Source organism: Thermanaerothrix solaris, assembly GCF_032334255.1.
GTDB classification, from domain to species: domain Bacteria; phylum Chloroflexota; class Anaerolineae; order Anaerolineales; family Anaerolineaceae; genus Thermanaerothrix; species Thermanaerothrix solaris.
Map to the genome: position 1 here is coordinate 743100 of NZ_JAUHMF010000001.1, position 17185 is coordinate 760284.

Genomic DNA, 17185 nt, shown 5'->3' on the forward strand with positions numbered 1-17185 from the left:
CCGAGACCATCTCGCTGAAAAAGGAATAACGCTATGCCAATCTACGAGTATATCTGTAAAGATTGTGGAGCGCGCTTTGAAAGCATGCGACCGATGAAAGAGGCCGATCAGCCCATCCATTGCAAATCCTGTTTAAGCCCCAATACCTATCGCACCGTTTCGGTTTTCTTTGCTGCCAGCGAAGGCCGTTCCATCACGTCAACCGCAGGCTGTGCCTCGTGTGCGGGCGGTTCATGCGCCTCATGTGGTCATCACTAAACTGCAACGATGCAAACCTTTAATGGTCGTCTGGCTTTGATTACTGGCGGTTCCAGCGGTATTGGGCTGGCGCTAGCTCACCGCCTGTTGGCTGAAGGCGCTCGCGTTGCCCTGCTCGCCCGAGATGGGCAAAAACTAGACCAAGCCCGGGCAAGGCTTCTCGCCTCCTTTCCCCAGGGCGAAGTTAGTCTCTGGCGTGCCGATGTCGCCAATGCACCCCAAGTAACCACTGTATTGCAAACTCTGCTTGAACAACTTGGTGCGCCGGACCTGTTAGTGAATTCTGCCGGCGTTGCGCGCCCGGGGCGATTTGAAGACCTGCCGCTGGACGTGTTTGATCAGATGATTGCGGTAAATTACCTGGGCACGGTCTACGTGACTAAAGCCCTGGTGCCGGCCATGTTGGAACGGGGAAGCGGGCACATTGTTAATATCTCTTCAGTAGCTGGGTTTCTGAACATTTATGGATACACCGCCTACGGCGCCTCAAAGTTTGCCGTGCGTGGTTTCAGTGATGCCCTGCGCATGGAACTTAAACCCCGAGGAATTGGTGTCTCGCTGGTGTTCCCTCCAGATACCGATACCCCGCAACTCGCCTATGAGAATCAATTCAAACCAGAGGTTACCCGGGCACTTGCTGGCAGCGCTGGAGTCCTTTCACCGGATGCGGTAGCCCAAGAGATCCTTCGCGGCATCCGCCGTGGCGCCTATGTCATCCTGCCCGGTTTCGAAACCAAGGTGATCTACCTGTTATCAAGACTGTTGGGGGCGGGGGTTAACCCCATTTTGGACGCTATGGTACGAAACGCCCTCCAGAAGACGCGGGCGAACCAGAACCTGCACCGAAGTTAAGACTAAGGCAATCCAAATCAAATCCGTAATCAATAAATGCAACAGTTGGATGGCAACTGGGGCTAACAACACGACGTTGATCACCCCAATTGCCCACTGGAGAAGGATGAGGGCAATGAGAGTTGTCCCCTCAAGTCCAGACCTTTTTTCTTTCCCTTTTACCCGCAAAACGACTCCAATAATATAAAGCCCAACGACGACAGCAATGAATGGGTGGAATACCCGTAACCGCACGAATACATGCGCCACAGGTGAAACGTCCTGTGCCAATCCTTCGCGCAGGCTGGATACTGGGAAAAGGGTATCCCCCAGGGCGGTGATTGCCCCGCTGACCCCTAGAAGTCCCATGCCCAACCAGGCGCCAAGGAATAACCCTAGATGAGATGGATTCCAATCCCACCCCTGCCCTTCTAGCCACCGCGAAAACCAGGCCGTCAAGGTTAGAGCGGCCAACAACAATAGCGTATTTAGCAAGTGCAAAGACATTGCCCAGGCACGTTCAAGGGAGGTGTTTTGAGCGACTAATTCAAACAACACCAACCCTGCACCAATGAGTGCTTCAGTGAGTGTAAAAAACAGGACGGCATAACTCATCCACCGCACAGGATGAGAGCGAGAATAGGTTTTTATGGCCAGGGCTACTAACCCAAGCACCAGCAATAATGCCAATCCACTGGTTACGCGATGGGTAAATTCAATGAGGGTTTCAATCTGGGGCGCGCGCGGTAGAACTTCACCATTGCATAACGGCCAATGTGATCCACACCCTGCCCCTGAACCAGTGGCCCGCACATAAGCACCCCAAAGAATGACCAAAACGTTATACCCTAAAACCACCCAGGCAAAGCGCTGAAAAGTCTTCATCCTCAATCTGCCTATCAAGTTTAATGCGCTAGATAATATATCATAAACTTGATCTACTCACCCCATAAAATCATCACTTTTTCCTGCTTGACACCATCCTTGGCGATGGCTAAAATCGTTTTGGGGTTGGACAATTCACAAAACTAACCAGAGAGGCTGTGGATTGTCTGATTTCATTCAGTAGGATCCACTTCTATTCCCAAGAAAGGAGGAGCGCATGACCCATATAATCACCAGTCTATGCCTGCGTGACGCTGGCTGCACCACGGTGTGTCCAGTTGACTGCATTGTTCCCGGGAAACCGGTCGAGCAGTGGCCATGGTACTATATTGATCCTGATACCTGCATTGATTGCGGTGCATGTGTCCCAGAATGCCCATATGCCGCTATCTTCCCGGAAGACGAAGTACCTTCCGCCTACGTTGCCAAGGGTGGTGAACGGCTCTCGATGCCGGTGGGCACCCCTGGTTTCACCGAGGTCTATGACGGTGTAAATCATTTCGGGGAGCCAGTGCACTTAGAAGCCACCCGCACTCTGAAACCCGGCGAAACGGTTGATCTGACCCCGGATATCGCTAAGAATTACGCTTACTTCAAAGAGGGACCGGGTTACAGCGCACTCGAGAAATAACACCAACATGTCCTGCCAAAAGAGGAAGTCGTCCAGCGGCTTCCTCTTTTATTCTCTTTCCAATCCACACCAAGGAGGTTTCCTTTGTCCGCTATGAGCGAAGAATACCGGGTTGAACGCGACTCTTTAGGCGAGGTGCGTGTACCTGCCCAAGCCCTCTACGGTGCCCAGACTCAACGCGCTGTAGAGAATTTTCCTATTTCCGGGCGCAGACCTTATCGGGCCTTCATCTGGTCTATGGGGTTAATCAAGCGCGCCGCAGCAGATGTTAACAGCGCCTTAGGATTGCTTGATCCGACACGAGCCCAAGCCATTGTTCAGGCCGCTACTGAGGTGATGGAAGGCCGTTGGGATGACCAGTTTGTGGTTGATCCCTTTCAGGCCGGCGCCGGTACCAGCCACAACATGAATACCAATGAGGTCATAGCCAACCGTGCCACCCTGATCCTGGGGGGAAAACTGGGAGAATACCGTGTTCACCCTAACGATCACGTTAATATGTCGCAATCTACCAATGACACCATTCCCACTGCCATACGCTTGGGTTGCTTATGGCGCTTAGACGAATTGCTCCAAACTATTGACGAACTCACTCAGGCATTACGCGAAAAAGCCGTTGCCTTTGACGATATCGTCAAATCGGGGCGGACCCATTTGCAAGATGCCGTTCCAGTGCGCCTGGGGCAAGAATTTGGTGCTTATGCTCGCGCCATCGAACGTGACCGTGAACGGATCGAACGCGCGGCGGAGGGATTACGTCGCCTTGGCATTGGTGGAACTGCCACCGGCACCGGGCTCAACGCCCATCCCGAATACCACCCGCGTATGGTCGCTCGCTTGTCAGAAATCAGCGGTCTGAGGCTCTACACATCGGATAACCTATTCGAATCTATGCAGTCCATGGCTGACATGGCCGACTTTTCTTCGGCTTTGCGTACTCTAGCCCTAACCCTTACTCGCATTGCCAACGACATTCGCCTCCTCTCCTCCGGCCCCACAACTGGCCTGGACGAAATCCGCCTACCCCCAGTCCAACCCGGATCCTCAATTATGCCGGGTAAAGTTAACCCAGTATTAGCCGAGATGCTAAATATGGCCATGTATCACATCATTGGCCTGGATACCGCGGTAGCCCTTGCTTCTCAGGCCGGACAACTTGAACTCAACGTAATGATGCCCATCATTGCTCATGACCTCTTTGAAATGATGCATGTTATGATTGGTGCCGTTCGCGCGTTTACCCGCAAATGCGTGATCGGCATTCAAGCCAACCGAGAAAAAGCCGAAGGGTGGCTGGCACGCAACCCCATTTTGGTTACCGCGTTGAACCCATTAATCGGTTACATGGCTGGTGCGGCGTTGGTTAAAGAGGCCTTAAGCCGCAACGCGACCATTCAAGAGATAGCCCTGGAAAAAGCACGTCTGGGAGAACTCCGCCATAAAGACACCGGACAGCCGTTGACCGAAGAGGATATCCGCGCTGTATTTCGTGATTTGAGACGACTGACCGAGGGAGGGTTGTTTGGGGGCGGAGGTGGCGGAGGCTAAGCCGCCTCGCCAGCATAAATCGCGGCGCCGATAATTCCGGCGAGATTCTGGAGTTGGGCGGGCACAATACGTGTTCGCAGAGAGAGTAGCGGCAGAAATTTCTCTGCTTGTTTACTCAGCCCGCCCCCAATAATAAACAAGTCAGGCCAGAAAAGGTTTTCCATCTCGTTCAGATATTCTTGCAAGCGTTTAGCATACTTCTTCCAGGTTAGTTTTTTACGTTTGCGCGCCGCATCGGAGGCTCGCCATTCCGCATCCTTGCCTCGAATCTTGAGATGACCAAACTCGGTATTAGGCACCAGATGCCCATCCGTAAAGATTGCCGAGCCAATCCCTGTGCCTAACGTCAGCATGATGACAACACCGCGTGCATTCTCACGTCCCACACCAAAGCGCATTTCGGCAATCCCAGCGGCGTCAGCATCATTGAGGGTAAATGTGGGACAGCCGGTAGCCTCACTTATCAACCGATTAACGTCGGTACCGATCCAATCCTTGTGCACATTCGCCGCGGTCAATGCGACTCCATGATGAACAACTGCCGGGAATCCACAGCCAATCACTCCATCCCATCCCAATGCGCGTACCAAATCATTGACCACTTTCGCTACAGCATCGGGTTTCGAATTCTCCGGGGTGGGCAAACGCACTCGTTCGCTGATCAATTTTCCGCTCTCGATATCCACAATGGCACCTTTGATCCCACTTCCTCCAATATCAATCCCCATCGCCGTTTTCATCCTTATACCTCCCGATTTTTATTAATACGACCTTATCAAGGACAAGCCTCAGACAAGTGTTGCTCGTACGTCTCAGAAAAAACATGTCGCCCGGATTGATCGCACTGCGCTCTGAAATAATAATAAGAGGTTTGAGCCGGATTGGCTACCGCTTGTAACGCCTCCAAACCGGGATTACAAATCGGTGTTGGAGGTAATCCGGCATTGATATAGGTATTATAGGGGGAATTTATCTTGAAGTCTTCAGATTTAAGCGGGTTTTTCCACCAGGTGTTTAAGTGCGCATCGTAACCGAGAGCATACTGCACTGTGGGATCACTGTCCAGCTTCATGCCGGCGCGTAAACGGTTGAGAAAAACCGACGCGATCAGAGGATATTCTTCCTTGACAATCCCCTCCCTTTCCACGATGGAGGCCAAAATAACCCCTTGGTAAAGGCTCAGCCCCTGTCGGGCAAAGCCTTCGCGAATCTCGGGCGTGAGCGTCTGAGCAAACCGCTCCACCATCTGAGCGATAATTTGCTCAACCGTCATACCACGCCGAAATATATAGGTGCCTGGCATAAGAAAGCCCTCCAAACTTAGCGGATAATCCAAGGTCTTAAGCACCTCCCACGCGGGTGGCTGACGCACGATCTTCAGGAACTGGGATTCACTCTCCAGCAAACCCGAAAGTCGTAATGCCTGGGCGATCTCTTCAGCGCGCCAGCCCGGTAGAATGGTGACGGTTATCTCGACCCGTCCCCCTTTTTGAAGTGCGTGGGCTACCTGGATACCATCCATTGTCGGCGAAAGTTCATACTGCCCGGCCTTGATCCCTCTATCCAACCCGGAATAGACCAATAAGATCCGAAAGGCCTCTTCGTCTTGAATCAATCGGGATTGCTTGAGACGTTGAATGATCACCGAAGTAGGCTCGTCATTTCCAATAGTGAAAATGACCTTGTCATCCTCAACATTCGAGGGGGCGTGAAGTTTGCTTTCATTCAGGAACAGTGCCCAGGCATAGTACAAACGCTCAGGCAATGATAACTCTTCCGCCGGCGGCCCAAACCGTTCCGCCACGCGGTTTGGAATATCCACCAATACCACAAACGCGAGGAGTCCCCCCAAACAACTCAGCAAGAGGAAGATAAAAAGCCCTACTCGAGCAGCCCGTTTTTTCCGTGACGTCATGCTTTTTGGCTCTCCTCATCATCTTCCGTATCAGGTTTATGCGTCGGTTTTGTTTTCAAATCGGCTTGAATATCTAAAAAATCCTGCAAAATAATCGCCGCCGCGCGGTGATCTAGGGGCTCACGCCGCTTTTTGCGCGAAGCATGCATTTCTTGCAACAGGGCTTGGGCACGCTGAGAACTGCCACTTTCATCCCAGGTCATCACCGTAATGGAACCAACCGCTCGAATTGCGTCGGCCAAGCGCAATGCACGGCGAGCAGCTGGCCCGATTGTACCATTCCATGTATAAGGCACACCGACAACAATCAGTCCAACTCCCAACGATTCCGCCAGATGCACAATCTCTCGCGCATCTACCTCCCGAGAACGATGTTCTAGGATGGTGAGCGGTCGGGCAATGGTGCCGCTGGGATCACTCACTGCCAAACCGATGCGCTTTTCGCCTGGATCAACACATAAAACTCGCATATATTTTTTTATTTCAGAGTAATATGGATGCGCCACGGGAGAAATGGGAACCGCCCCCACCACGAGGGAAATAACCGGATTGTTTCAATCTTTACGCCCTTCCATAATGCACCTAAAACGGTCTCAGCCCGCGTAACCGGCTGACCAACCAGAGTGCGGGTTATCCTATCAACTTGCGTAGCGGGGATCAACCACCGATTGGCTTTAATGGTTAAGGAAAATTCACGGCTTTCGATTGATCCCTGCCCCAACCACGCAACCTGTACATCTTCGTCTAAAGCCTGATAGCCTGGAGGCATTCGAGCATCGAGAATGGTGCGCACAAACACTTGCACATCGCTTTTCTTAACCACACACCCAGAATACCGACCCCTGACCACCGTTTTAAAGATTGATGCAGGTTCACCTATAGCCGGAAACGTTTTCTCCTCCAGAACTTTTTGTAATTGGATTGTGGACGTAATCAACTCCTCCTCCGGGCTGATACGTGCCTGTAATTCATTGGTGGCTTCTCGATATTGAATATCCAATAATCGTTGCCGGGCACGTGCTACATCCCTCTGACTAACGACAGTTACTATCCGATCCGAGCCACCTTGTGCAGGTTCAGCGTTATATACCCGCACGGTCGTTCCCAATGTGCCTTCAACCTCACGTATCGCCCCAGTCGGCACGTTTCCTTTGCTCCCCGGAGTCACAGCCGTTACCGCAAGCGTAGTTTTCTGTCCCACACCTGCTGGGAGTACAGCGCTCTCAAGAGCCTCAAACCGTACCGGTTCGGGCTCAGGGGCTACGAAAATCGTGCCCTTAGGAATGATTTGAGAGACTTCGGTCAGGTTCTCAAGCACCACCTCGGCGCGTGCATAGGTATCGGGCCAGCTGGCCGAACCACTGGCGATCTCGTCATGCTGGGATTCAATCTCGGTGTTTACTTCGCGACAAGGGAATACGCCCTGCACCTGTACAATCTGCACCTGGGGAGAAAGACGAACCGGTATTTCGGCCATCTGTAAACGCTTTGGCAATTCAATCTCAAGCGTAGCGCTGGGTACGAGCAGGGCCATTAAGACCAACACGGCCACAAAACCGAGCAAAAAGACAACCAGCCTTAGCCCCCAAGGCATTGGTTGGGGAACCCTTGAAACGAGCGCGGTTCGAAGATCTTGCCGTTGGTGTTTCAATGTTTGAAGATGAGAAGCCAAACGAAATGGTCGAGATACAGGGTTCGAACGGCGCCAGCGTTCTTTACGGGCCGCCTCGACACTTCGAAACACAGGTATTCCCGCTTCCAAACACAGGTGGGCTATATCTGAACGACGAGATACCACAGCAAGTTGAGCCCCCAAGGCTTGCGCACGTCGTTCCAAACGCACCCAATCCAGCTGACTAAAGCGTGGTGCTCGCCGAGAGGGAAGAATCAAAATTATTCGCTGGGCTTGGGTCCAGGCCATCTTGTCCCCCACCGATAACACATCATCGAAGGGCTCAACCCGAATCACTTGGGTCTTCATATGGGGTTATTATATACAATCCCAGCCGACGCACTACCGGCGAGAAGCCTCCTGCAACCGCTCAATTTCCAGCGGGGAAAGAAAACGCCACTGTCCCGGTAGAAGCCCTTCCAGATTGATCGGTCCAATGGCTATGCGCACAATACGCAATGTCGGATAACCTACTGCTGCCGTCATGTGGCGAATTTGCCGCTTCATCCCTTCAAATAGGACGATCCGTAGCCAACTGGTAGGGCCATGAGGGGTAACGGGCCTCTCACGCGGTGGAAGCGATGGCTCCGGAATAACAACAACCTGACAACGTCGCGTTCTACGACCTTTGATCACCACCCCTCGCTGTAAGGCTGCAACGGCTTCAGGGCTAATGACACCTTCCACTTGAACCAGATAGGTCTTCGGCACATGATGCTGGGGATGCGTGAGACGATGAATCAGACCTCCGTCATTGGTGAGCAGCAGTAAACCCTCACTATCGAAGTCCAATCGTCCCACTGGATAGATGTCAGGCAGTGGAATGTAGTTCTTAAGGGTTGGGCGGCCCTCAGGGTCGGTAAAAGCACTCAACACCCCATAAGGTTTATAAAAAGCGACAACGATGTTTGTTTGGATCATCATGGCTTTTCTCGCGCAACTGGTCTCAATTTTAGACTATAATTCGGATGAACCCTATCCGAGGAGATCCTTGTGCCCAGAGTAATGCGATTATTTTTTGGTCTGATACTGCTGACGGCTTTGGCCTGCAATTTGCCGGTCAGCACATTAAGGGCAACTCCTGATCTCATCGGAACCAACGTGGCTCAAACGCTCACCCAATACGCCTTGCAACCCACCCCTATTCCTAGTGTCACACCCCAGCCTACACAGATTTTACCCCTTCTTACTGCAACCCCCACAACGGAACCCTCTCCAACACCCCGTGCTGAGTCCTCGGGAGATCCACGTTTACAATTAGGAGCTCCCATCTATACCGAAACCCTGGACAATGGACGATCCTTCGGTTTAGAGGGTAAAGTTTACGAGGATGATAATACCTTGATCCGTGTCCAGAACGGAGCCATGATCCTGACCAGCAAATATGCAACAGGGTACCATGGTTGGCGCACCGGCGGACGAAAGCTACAAGATGGTTACGTAGAAGGGCTTTTCCGAACCGGTAACTGTGCGGGACAAGATACGTACGGCCTGATAGTGCGATCTCCTGACTTTATCCACGGTTACTGGTTCACGATCACGTGTGATGGACATTATGGGTTTGGTTATTGGGATGGTGAAAAATACGTCAATCTCCTTGAACGCCGTGACGACCAACAAGCAATCAAAACCGGACCAGATCAACCTAATCGTTTGGGTGTTTGGTTGGAAGGCAGCACATATCGCCTTTATGCAAATGGTGTCCTGCTGGACGAAATCCATGATGCTCAATTCACCTCCGAGGGATACACTGGCGCAGTCATTGCTGCCCACGAAACCCCTGGTTTCACGATCTATCTCGAAGAAATCTCCTATTGGAATCTCCCTTGAATAATATGGATATTGGATATTTTCGCAATCAAATCCGGGAATTTGCACGCCAACAAATCGAAAAACGGCCGTTATATTTGGATACCGAAACCACCGGATTGGACAAAAATGCCGAGATTGTCGAGGTTGCCATCATCGAACATGATGGGCGCCCCTTATTTCAGTCTCTTGTTCGCCCTTCGCGCCCCATCCCACCCGAAGTCATTGCCGTGCATGGTATTCGCGATGACGAAGTGAAAACAGCACCACCCTGGCCAATCGTATGGAACTCTATCCGTCCCCTTCTTAAGGGACGTCTGATTGCAGCCTATAACGCCGATTTCGACCGCCGCATGATGGAACAGTCCCTCACTCGTTACGGTTTTAAGTGGCAAGAACCTATCACTACTCTGGATATTATGCAAATTTTTGCGGATTTCCGCGGCGAATGGGACCCTAATCGCCGCGCTTATCGTTACTTCAAACTTGAGGAAGCGGGACGCTTTCTTGGCATCCCGCTTCCCAACAGCCACCGTGCCCTCGACGATGCCCGACTGGCGCGAGCAGTGCTGCATGCCATTGCCGGTTTGCCCTATTGAACGCAAATGGTCATTGAAACGTTAATCCGAGGAACGTTTGGGGATCTTGGGGATCAGCCAATCCAAAAACGCACCCTCACTGCGCGTTTGCAATAAGACCTTGCCCGGTCCAGTCAGATCAACCACCAAGCCCTCTCCCCCAAAAAGAGTGGACTTAAGTCCTCCTACCGTGCGAACCCGAAAGCCAATTTGTTCCTTGAAAGCCACCAAGTGTCCCGTGTCAACGGTATAAGTCTCTCCTGCCTTAAGATCAAGTTCGTGAATCGCGCCATAACTTGAAAGCAGAAGTTTTCCGGTGCCACTGCATCGTAACATGATCAATCCTTCGCCACCGAAGAACGTACGCGCCCCCGACCATTTAGTATCGGTTTGTATGCCTTCGCTGGATGCCATAAATGACCCCGATTGAACCAGATAGGTCTCGTTCTCCAACTCCAAAAGAAATACGTCCCCGGGCAACGTCGGCGCTAATAAAATCTCGCCTCCCTGAGACGGGGCTCTGAAGGTATTCACAAAAAATGATTCACCCCCTAATACAGAACGGCTCAAGGACTTCAGAAATCCCCCTTTCATTTTGGTCTCCAGTTGAACCCCAGCCGACATGCCCACCATGGCGCCGGTTTCAGCCAACAAGGCTTCATTAGCCGCCAATTTAACCCGCGCCACAGAATACGAAGGACGATATAAGATCTCAATTTCCATTAGTCTCCTCCTGGTATCAATACTGAACGTAAAAACTTCAACTATTCTAGCACACGCCACTCCCTATGTCGTTAAAACCCTTTGCGAATCCCATGTTTCATAGTAAACTTGGGCTCGCCAAAGCAGACCTCAAAACTGCTTTCCACCCTTCACCTCAAGGTGGAGGGCAAACCCAAGGAAAGAAGGAGGAACATCTTTTTATGCGCACTTACGAATTAGTTTTTGTGGTCCAACCCGAGTTGGACGACGCGGCCCTACAAGGGGTGATCGAAAAAGTCAAAGGGTGGATAACGGAAGCAGGCGGAACCATTAGCAAAGTGGATTTGTGGGGCAAACGCCATTTGGCTTATCCCATCCGCAAGCGCCATGAAGGTCATTATGTTCTCTTCGAAATGCAAATGCCCCCTGCCTTCAGCGCCGAACTCGAGCGCAACTTGCGCTATCTAGAGCCCATCATGCGGTTTTTAATTGTCAATCGAGGATAATTTCTGTTAGGGCAACCTCAGCGGAGTGTGAAAATGAGTCGGGGCTTAAACAAAGTCATGTTAATTGGTCATCTGGGGCGCGATCCGGAGATGCGCTATACCCCCTCTGGACGACCGGTTACCACGTTTACCATCGCCACAACGCGCACCTGGAATACGTCCAATGGCGAACGTCATACCGAAACTGAGTGGTTCAACGTGGTGACGTGGGGAAATCTAGCCGAAATTTGTAAGCAGTACCTGACCAAAGGTCAACAAGTTTATGTCGAGGGACGCTTGCAAACACGCCGCTGGGAAGACAGCGAAGGGAACAAGCATACTTCGGTGGAAATTGTGGCCAATGAGATGATGATCCTGGGCGAACGTCGCGAGCCTCTCTCTAACAATAATCACTTCGCCGAGACGTTACAAGATTCTCAACGCTCAGATGAAGATTTGGATGAAGACGAATACCCTTTCTAGGAGTTTGAAGCATGACCGATGTTGAATTAACCGAACACGAACAGGTTGCGGCGCCACGTCGCTATGCTGCTCGTCCCAAAATCTGCCAATTCTGCGCTGACAAGAATACTGTCATTGATTATAAGCAGGTAGATTTGCTTCGCCGTTTTCTCACTGAGGAAGGCAAGATCCGACCACGGCGGCAAACTGGAACCTGCGCCAAGCACCAGCGCCTGCTGGCGCGTGAGATAAAGCGGGCACGTCACCTCGCGTTGCTCCCCTTTGTAGCCAAAGATTTGAGTGAAGGCTTACTCTAAGCCATCACTAACGCAAGATAGGGGCATGTAGCCAACCGCTCATGCCCTTTATTTTATGCATGCCACTTTCGAGGCGTTATCATGGCAAAGAAACCCAAAACAAAAGTAATCTCTCGCAAGCAACAAAGCCGCGTTGAGCGTGAACTACGCAATCGGCGCCTAGTCCTCTGGGGTACGGTAGGGATTATTGCCCTGGTGGTCCTGGTGATTGCTTACGGCCTATTAGACCAATTTGTCTTGCAACAGCAACGGCCAGTAGCCCGGGTAGCAGGTACCCCCATTACGCTGTCAGAATTGCAAAAACGGGTCCGGTTTGAACGCTATCAACTGATTCAGAGCATTACCACCCTGGCACAGTACAAGCAGCTTTTCAACTTTGACCCTGCCTCTCAAGCCTATTTTGATGCCCAAATTCAACAAAGCGTTGCCCAACTCAATGACTCTAACACTTTGGGCTCCAAAGCCTTAGACGCCCTAATTGAGGCCCGCATCCTCGAGCATGAAGCCGCCACGTTGGGCATCAGCGTGAGCGAAGAGGAAGTGACACGCGCAATTCAAGAGGCTTTCGGTTACTATCCCGAGGGGACACCAACACCCGCCCCAACCAGCACACCCTATGCCACGGCAACCTTGAATCCCATCCAGCGCACGCTTATTCCCCCTACGGCTACCCCTACCAGCACTAGCACTCCCACCACTGGGCCGACACCAACGCCCTGGCCTACGGCAACACCGACCCCCACCCAGGACCCGAATTTGACACCCACCCCCACCGAAACCCCTCTTCCCACACCTACACCATTGACCGAAGAAGGTTTTCGCGCTAATTACACCCAGTATTTGGAAGGTTTAAAGGCAGAAACAGGTCTCGAGGAAGCCGATTTGCGAGCATTCTTCAAGGCCTTCTTATTGCGTGATAAACTACTGAAGAAACTGGATGCCGAGATCCCTTACGAAGAAGAACAAGTTTGGGCACGGCATATCTTGGTTAAGACGGAAGAAGAAGCCCAAAACGTCCTCAAACGCCTGGCAGCAGGCGAGGATTGGGTCAAACTCGCGGCTGAAGTTTCCCAGGATACCAGTAATAAGGATCGTGGTGGCGATTTGGGGTGGTTCGGAAAAGGTGAGATGACCCCAGCCTTTGAAGACGCGGCTTTCGCACTCACCGAGATTGGGCAAATCAGTCAACCGGTGCAAACAGAATTTGGGTGGCACATCATCCAACTCTTGGGACGCGAGGTACGCCCGATTTCGGCTGACCGCCGCCAGCAACTCTTGAATCAAAAGTATCAGGAATGGCTCGACAGCAAGAAAACCGAACTCAAGGTTGAGCGTTACGATAACGTTTGGCAAGGCAAATTACCGGCCGAGCCCACATTGCCGCCCGGGATTGCTGGCAATTAATCAGGGAGAATATCCACCAAAGAACCCCCGCACGATTACGGGGGTTCTTTCGTGTTATCTCGTGTCGCGATTCAACGGCTCTAAACCAAAATCTCGGCCAGATTCTCTAATTTCAATGAGATCACCTGGCTGGTCATATCCTTGCCCATGGTGACACCATAGATCACATCGGCAGTTTGTACAGTATTACGATTGTGGGTAATAATAATAAACTGGGTCGCCTGACTCAATTCTTTGAGCATCTCACAAAAGCGACCTACATTGGCCTCATCAAGCATAGCATCAACTTCGTCTAAAATGCAGAACGGTGGCGGTGCAACTTTCAATAGCGAGAACACCAGGGCAACTGAGGTCAGACTACGCTCGCCACCCGAGAGGAGCGCCAAGCCTTGCTCTCGTCTCCCCGGCAAACGCACTTCGATCTCAATCCCCGCTTCACCGGGGCGAGATTCATCATCTAGATATAGCCTTGCCTCTCCACCACCGAACAGCCGCACAAAATTTTGTTGAAACTCAGTCGCTACCGCTTTAAACGTGCGTGCAAACGCTTCCTTGATTAGTCCATCCAACTCGGCAATAATCTCGCGCAAATCGCTTTCGGCTTGTTTTAAGTCTTCCATTTGCGTGTGCAAATAATCATAACGCGCTTTTAGTTCCTGGTATTCTTTGAGTAGATCCGGTGAGATATTCCCAATTCGTTTCAACTGACTGCGGTAGCGGGAGATACTTTCTTCAATCTCTGGCGGTAACTGCTGCCGTGCTGGCAGTTCTGCTACTAAACCGTTTAGCGGTAACGGCTCTTGCCCAGCAACAGTTTCGATATAAGTGAATGACACCAGTCCTAAATCCTCTTCAATGCGCCGTTGGAGCGCAGCTAAGGCTTCTTCATCCCGCATATGCTCCAGCTGTACCTGCTGATACTGCTTTTCCAGAAGCGCCAGTTGCTGTTGTTGGGCGCGCCATTCTCCCATCACTTGTTCCTGCTCAACCTTCAAGCGGTGTTGCTCAGCCTCTAACGGCAAAAAGCCTTCGCTTAATTTCGTTTCGGCTTGTGCCAACTCCTGATGCTGCTGGCGCAAAACGCTTATCTCCTGGTCCAAACCAGAGAGCATACTTTGGGATTGTATGGTCTTCTCATCCAGGTCTTTTAGGCGCGCCTCCGCGCGTTGTAAATTATGTTGGTAGTCACCTAAACGTTGCGTCAGGTAACTCAAGCGCTGCGACGCCATCCGTTCTACCGAGCGCCAATGTGCAATTTGCTCCCTGATCGTGCCAACCGCCAAGGCATCCATCGCCTCGCTAACTTGTTTCAATTGTTCGCGTAGAGTTTCTAATTCGGTTTGGGTGACTTGGGTGTGCTCTACGAGGGTCTCGATTTGCTGCTCAATAACCCTCCGCTGCGCCTCATTGTGGCGGAACGACTCTTCGATCCGGTTCAATTCCTCTTGTTGGCGCCGGAGGCGCCCAAGTAATCCATCCCGTTCGCGTTGCCGCTGTTCCAAATCTCCCCGCTGACGCTTGTATTCGCGCTCTTTCCCTATACGTTCATTTTCTAATCGCACCAGTTCAATTTCAATGGCCTGCTTTTCGCCGCGCAATTTCTCTAATTTCTGCTCTAAACGACGCAGCGTTTCCTTGAGTTCTTTTTGGCGACGGCGACGAGTCACCAGACTGACCCGCCGATCCAAACCCGCAACAATCACACCATCGCCACCAAAAATTTCTCCCTGCAATGTCACTAATCGCTCCCCCGGGGACAATTGAGTCAACAACCGCTGAGCATCCTTGCGATGACGAACGACCCAAGTGTTACCCAATAGTGCTTGGACTATTACTTGAATCTCCTCTGGGGTTTGCACAAAATCAGTCGCCCGGCCTAAGCAGGCCTCATCCTGAAGGGCGAGAGGTTCGGGTTTACGAAGTTCATCTTGAGTCGTCAAGAGAACAGCCCGTCCGCGGTCTTCCCCTTCGAGATAGGATAAAAGATCTTCTAGGGAGAGCGGGTTATCTAAAATCAACCCTTCAATCCGATCGCCTAATGCCGCCGCAATGGCGCGCTCGTATTCAGGTGAAACACTCAAAACCTGACTCAAGCGCTGCACTCTCACCGTGAGTTGTCCATTTTGTATCGCCTGAAGAACAGCCTGTGTGCCTTGGCTAAAACCCTCAAGGGTAGCCTCGGCTTGCTCAATCACCGATAATTCAGCCTGTGCTTTAAGAATGGCAGCCTCAACAGCATCTTGTTCCTTTTGAAGTTGTCTCAACCGTTCACGATTCGCTTCCAATTGTTGAGAAAGTATTCCCAACTCAGAAGATAGTTGCCGGGCTCTCGATTCTAGGGCTTCTATGGCTTGCCTTTTTTGGGCCAGTTGATTTTTAGCCTCCTCAAAGACACGCACCAATTCCTCCTTTTGGCGGCTGGCGCGTCTCATTTGCTCGTCCAATTCTCTTAGCCGCCGCTGGTGCGATTCGTGCTCGATCCCGTAAGCCATATGACGTTTTTCGAGGTTCTGTATTGCGGCTTGAAGTTCGGACTTCCGGGCAATCAACGCCTGCTCTTCTGACAACCGGGTTTCCAATTGCTGAGTCAAGGTGCCAATTTCGCGCTGCGCACCCTCTATCTCGACCTGCACCTGATCACGTTCGCGTTCTAATGTGGCAATCTGGACCTGAATTTCGGTACGTTCTGTTTCTAATCGTTCGCGTTCCACCCGCGCGTCCTGTTGTTGTGCCTCCAAAGCCACCTGGCGTTCTTCCAGCACGGCTATTTGACGTTCTACCCGCGCTTTCTCGCGCTCCAGATTTTGCTTTTGCTCTTTCAGCGCTTCAATTTGGCTAACCACATCGGTCAGGCTATCGCGTATTTCTTTAAGCCGATTCTCAAGCCCCTCCACCCGATCGCGTTGATCGGCCAGACGTTGCTCCAACTTTTTCACCGCCTCTCGAGAATGAACAATCCGTTGTTGGCTCTGATACCAATGATAGCCATACCATTCTCTTAAGAGAAGTTTCAAGTCGGCTGAAATGCGTTCGTATTCTTGGGCACGCTGTGCCTGTCGCTCAAGGCTCTTCACCCGTGGCTCTAGTTCAGTCAGGATATCCTGCACCCGTTCAAGGTTACGTCGAGTGGCATCCAGTCGGTTTAATGCCTCTTCACGGCGAATGCGATAGAGCCCAACTCCAGCAGCTTCCTCAAAGAAACGCCGCCGCTCTTCAGGGCGTAACGAGAGCGCTGCATCAATTAACCCTTGACCAATGATGGTATAAGTTCGCTCGGAAAGACCGGCTCGTGAGAGTAATTCCGTGATCTCTTTAAGGCGAACTCGCTGACCGTTTAGCAGATATTCATTCTGACCATCACGGTAGGCACGCCGCGTGATGCTCACCTCATTAAATTCAAGGGGTAGCCACTGGTCCTCATTATCAAATACAATGGTCGCCAATGCCATCCCGGCTCGCGGTCGGTGCTCCGAGCCGGAAAAGATCATATCTTCAGTCTTGCGTGCCCGCAGTAGTGAGAAGGATTGTTCGCCTAATACCCACCGAATTGCATCTGCGATGTTTGATTTTCCCGAGCCATTTGGTCCTACAATAGCGGTAATACGCCCGGGAAATTCAAATAGAATGCGCGAGGCAAATGTTTTATACCCCTGCAATTCCAGGGACTTTAGCCGACTTGCCATATATG

General features: G+C 51.6%; 17 protein-coding genes and 1 pseudogene. 10 read left to right on the plus strand and 8 right to left on the minus strand.

The features are described from left to right. The first annotated feature begins 33 nt into the window (after positions 1-33). Together QYE77_RS15315 and QYE77_RS03350 are read left to right on the plus strand one after the other, a co-directional pair. Positions 34-258 (plus strand): FmdB family zinc ribbon protein, encoded by a 225-nt coding sequence (locus tag QYE77_RS15315; RefSeq protein WP_399389371.1) that lies wholly within the window; start codon positions 34-36, stop codon positions 256-258. A gap of 9 nt (positions 259-267) precedes the next feature. Beyond that, complete coding sequence (locus QYE77_RS03350; RefSeq protein ID WP_315623942.1) at positions 268-1110, plus strand: SDR family oxidoreductase; 843 nt, start codon at positions 268-270, stop codon at positions 1108-1110. Here the strand turns inward: QYE77_RS03350 and QYE77_RS03355 are convergent. Then, positions 1012-1974 (minus strand): COX15/CtaA family protein, encoded by a 963-nt coding sequence (locus QYE77_RS03355; RefSeq protein ID WP_315623943.1) that lies wholly within the window; start codon positions 1972-1974, stop codon positions 1012-1014. The genes QYE77_RS03350 and QYE77_RS03355 overlap by 99 nt on opposite strands. A gap of 217 nt (positions 1975-2191) precedes the next feature. Between QYE77_RS03355 and QYE77_RS15320 the strand changes: the two are divergent. Together QYE77_RS15320 and QYE77_RS03365 are read left to right on the plus strand one after the other, a co-directional pair. Then, positions 2192-2401 (plus strand): annotated as a pseudogene (locus tag QYE77_RS15320) (4Fe-4S dicluster domain-containing protein); the annotation flags it as partial. Positions 2402-2698: 297 nt separating this feature from the next. Beyond that, complete coding sequence (locus QYE77_RS03365; RefSeq protein ID WP_315624912.1) at positions 2699-4153, plus strand: aspartate ammonia-lyase; 1455 nt, start codon at positions 2699-2701, stop codon at positions 4151-4153. Here QYE77_RS03365 and ppgK read toward each other — a convergent pair. From ppgK to QYE77_RS03390, 5 genes are read right to left on the minus strand one after another with little or no spacing between them, the layout of a single operon-like run. Further along, the gene (ppgK, locus tag QYE77_RS03370) at positions 4150-4893 is read right to left on the minus strand and encodes a polyphosphate--glucose phosphotransferase (protein ID WP_315623946.1); all 744 of its coding nucleotides are present in this window, start codon (positions 4891-4893) and stop codon (positions 4150-4152) included. The two genes, QYE77_RS03365 and ppgK, sit on opposite strands and share 4 nt — an antisense overlap. A 35-nt stretch (positions 4894-4928) precedes the next feature. Further along, on the minus strand, positions 4929-6068 hold the full coding sequence (gene mltG / locus QYE77_RS03375; protein WP_315623947.1) for an endolytic transglycosylase MltG: 1140 nt from the start codon (positions 6066-6068) through the stop codon (positions 4929-4931). Further along, positions 6065-6538: a Holliday junction resolvase RuvX gene (gene ruvX, locus QYE77_RS03380; protein ID WP_315623948.1), complete on the minus strand. Its 474-nt coding sequence runs from the start codon at positions 6536-6538 to the stop codon at positions 6065-6067. The genes mltG and ruvX overlap by 4 nt, the downstream gene beginning before the upstream one ends. Before the next feature lie 8 nt (positions 6539-6546). Beyond that, entirely contained in the window at positions 6547-8049 is a 1503-nt protein-coding gene (locus tag QYE77_RS03385) for a baseplate J/gp47 family protein (RefSeq protein WP_315623949.1), read from the minus strand. A 33-nt stretch (positions 8050-8082) separates the two neighbouring features. Next, on the minus strand, positions 8083-8664 hold the full coding sequence (locus QYE77_RS03390; protein ID WP_315623950.1) for a pseudouridine synthase: 582 nt from the start codon (positions 8662-8664) through the stop codon (positions 8083-8085). Positions 8665-8733: 69 nt separating this feature from the next. Here QYE77_RS03390 and QYE77_RS03395 point away from each other — a divergent pair, with 69 nt between their 5' ends. Beyond that, a complete protein-coding gene (locus QYE77_RS03395) occupies positions 8734-9570 on the plus strand; it encodes a hypothetical protein (RefSeq protein ID WP_315623951.1) in 837 nt (278 codons plus the stop codon). A gap of 5 nt (positions 9571-9575) precedes the next feature. Continuing rightward, positions 9576-10148: a 3'-5' exonuclease gene (locus QYE77_RS03400; RefSeq protein ID WP_315624913.1), complete on the plus strand. Its 573-nt coding sequence runs from the start codon at positions 9576-9578 to the stop codon at positions 10146-10148. 21 nt (positions 10149-10169) lie between these two features. Here the strand turns inward: QYE77_RS03400 and QYE77_RS03405 are convergent, their stop codons facing one another. Next, positions 10170-10850: a TIGR00266 family protein gene (locus QYE77_RS03405; RefSeq protein ID WP_315623952.1), complete on the minus strand. Its 681-nt coding sequence runs from the start codon at positions 10848-10850 to the stop codon at positions 10170-10172. A gap of 200 nt (positions 10851-11050) precedes the next feature. On the opposite strand from QYE77_RS03405, the gene rpsF reads away from it, so the two are divergent. The 4 genes from rpsF (at position 11051) to QYE77_RS03425 (ending at position 13497) form a co-directional block, all read left to right on the plus strand. Then, on the plus strand, positions 11051-11335 hold the full coding sequence (gene rpsF / locus QYE77_RS03410) for a 30S ribosomal protein S6 (protein ID WP_315623953.1): 285 nt from the start codon (positions 11051-11053) through the stop codon (positions 11333-11335). Positions 11336-11368: 33 nt separating this feature from the next. After that, positions 11369-11797: a single-stranded DNA-binding protein gene (locus QYE77_RS03415; protein WP_315623954.1), complete on the plus strand. Its 429-nt coding sequence runs from the start codon at positions 11369-11371 to the stop codon at positions 11795-11797. Between the two features lie 11 nt (positions 11798-11808). Next, positions 11809-12093 (plus strand): 30S ribosomal protein S18, encoded by a 285-nt coding sequence (gene rpsR / locus QYE77_RS03420; RefSeq protein WP_315623955.1) that lies wholly within the window; start codon positions 11809-11811, stop codon positions 12091-12093. 81 nt (positions 12094-12174) lie between these two features. Further along, positions 12175-13497 (plus strand): peptidylprolyl isomerase, encoded by a 1323-nt coding sequence (locus QYE77_RS03425; RefSeq protein WP_315623956.1) that lies wholly within the window; start codon positions 12175-12177, stop codon positions 13495-13497. A gap of 80 nt (positions 13498-13577) precedes the next feature. Here QYE77_RS03425 and smc read toward each other — a convergent pair whose 3' ends face one another. Then, the gene (gene smc / locus QYE77_RS03430; protein ID WP_315623957.1) at positions 13578-17180 is read right to left on the minus strand and encodes a chromosome segregation protein SMC; all 3603 of its coding nucleotides are present in this window, start codon (positions 17178-17180) and stop codon (positions 13578-13580) included. Between the last annotated feature and the right edge of the window lie 5 nt (positions 17181-17185).

Bases quoted from the DNA above. Each gene is read 5' to 3' on its own strand.
- QYE77_RS03385 (WP_315623949.1), bottom strand. From the start codon at position 8,049: ATGAAGACCCAAGTGATTCGGGTTGAGCCCTTCGATGATGTGTTATCG.
- QYE77_RS03365 (WP_315624912.1), top strand. From the start codon at position 2,699: ATGAGCGAAGAATACCGGGTTGAACGCGACTCTTTAGGCGAGGTGCGT.
- smc (WP_315623957.1), bottom strand. From the start codon at position 17,180: ATGGCAAGTCGGCTAAAGTCCCTGGAATTGCAGGGGTATAAAACATTT.
- ppgK (WP_315623946.1), bottom strand. From the start codon at position 4,893: ATGAAAACGGCGATGGGGATTGATATTGGAGGAAGTGGGATCAAAGGT.
- ruvX (WP_315623948.1), bottom strand. From the start codon at position 6,538: ATGCGAGTTTTATGTGTTGATCCAGGCGAAAAGCGCATCGGTTTGGCA.
- mltG (WP_315623947.1), bottom strand. From the start codon at position 6,068: ATGACGTCACGGAAAAAACGGGCTGCTCGAGTAGGGCTTTTTATCTTC.
- QYE77_RS03390 (WP_315623950.1), bottom strand. From the start codon at position 8,664: ATGATGATCCAAACAAACATCGTTGTCGCTTTTTATAAACCTTATGGG.
- QYE77_RS15315 (WP_399389371.1), top strand. From the start codon at position 34: ATGCCAATCTACGAGTATATCTGTAAAGATTGTGGAGCGCGCTTTGAA.
- rpsR (WP_315623955.1), top strand. From the start codon at position 11,809: ATGACCGATGTTGAATTAACCGAACACGAACAGGTTGCGGCGCCACGT.
- QYE77_RS03425 (WP_315623956.1), top strand. From the start codon at position 12,175: ATGGCAAAGAAACCCAAAACAAAAGTAATCTCTCGCAAGCAACAAAGC.
- QYE77_RS03400 (WP_315624913.1), top strand. From the start codon at position 9,576: ATGGATATTGGATATTTTCGCAATCAAATCCGGGAATTTGCACGCCAA.
- QYE77_RS03355 (WP_315623943.1), bottom strand. From the start codon at position 1,974: ATGAAGACTTTTCAGCGCTTTGCCTGGGTGGTTTTAGGGTATAACGTT.
- rpsF (WP_315623953.1), top strand. From the start codon at position 11,051: ATGCGCACTTACGAATTAGTTTTTGTGGTCCAACCCGAGTTGGACGAC.
- QYE77_RS03350 (WP_315623942.1), top strand. From the start codon at position 268: ATGCAAACCTTTAATGGTCGTCTGGCTTTGATTACTGGCGGTTCCAGC.
- QYE77_RS03405 (WP_315623952.1), bottom strand. From the start codon at position 10,850: ATGGAAATTGAGATCTTATATCGTCCTTCGTATTCTGTGGCGCGGGTT.
- QYE77_RS03415 (WP_315623954.1), top strand. From the start codon at position 11,369: ATGAGTCGGGGCTTAAACAAAGTCATGTTAATTGGTCATCTGGGGCGC.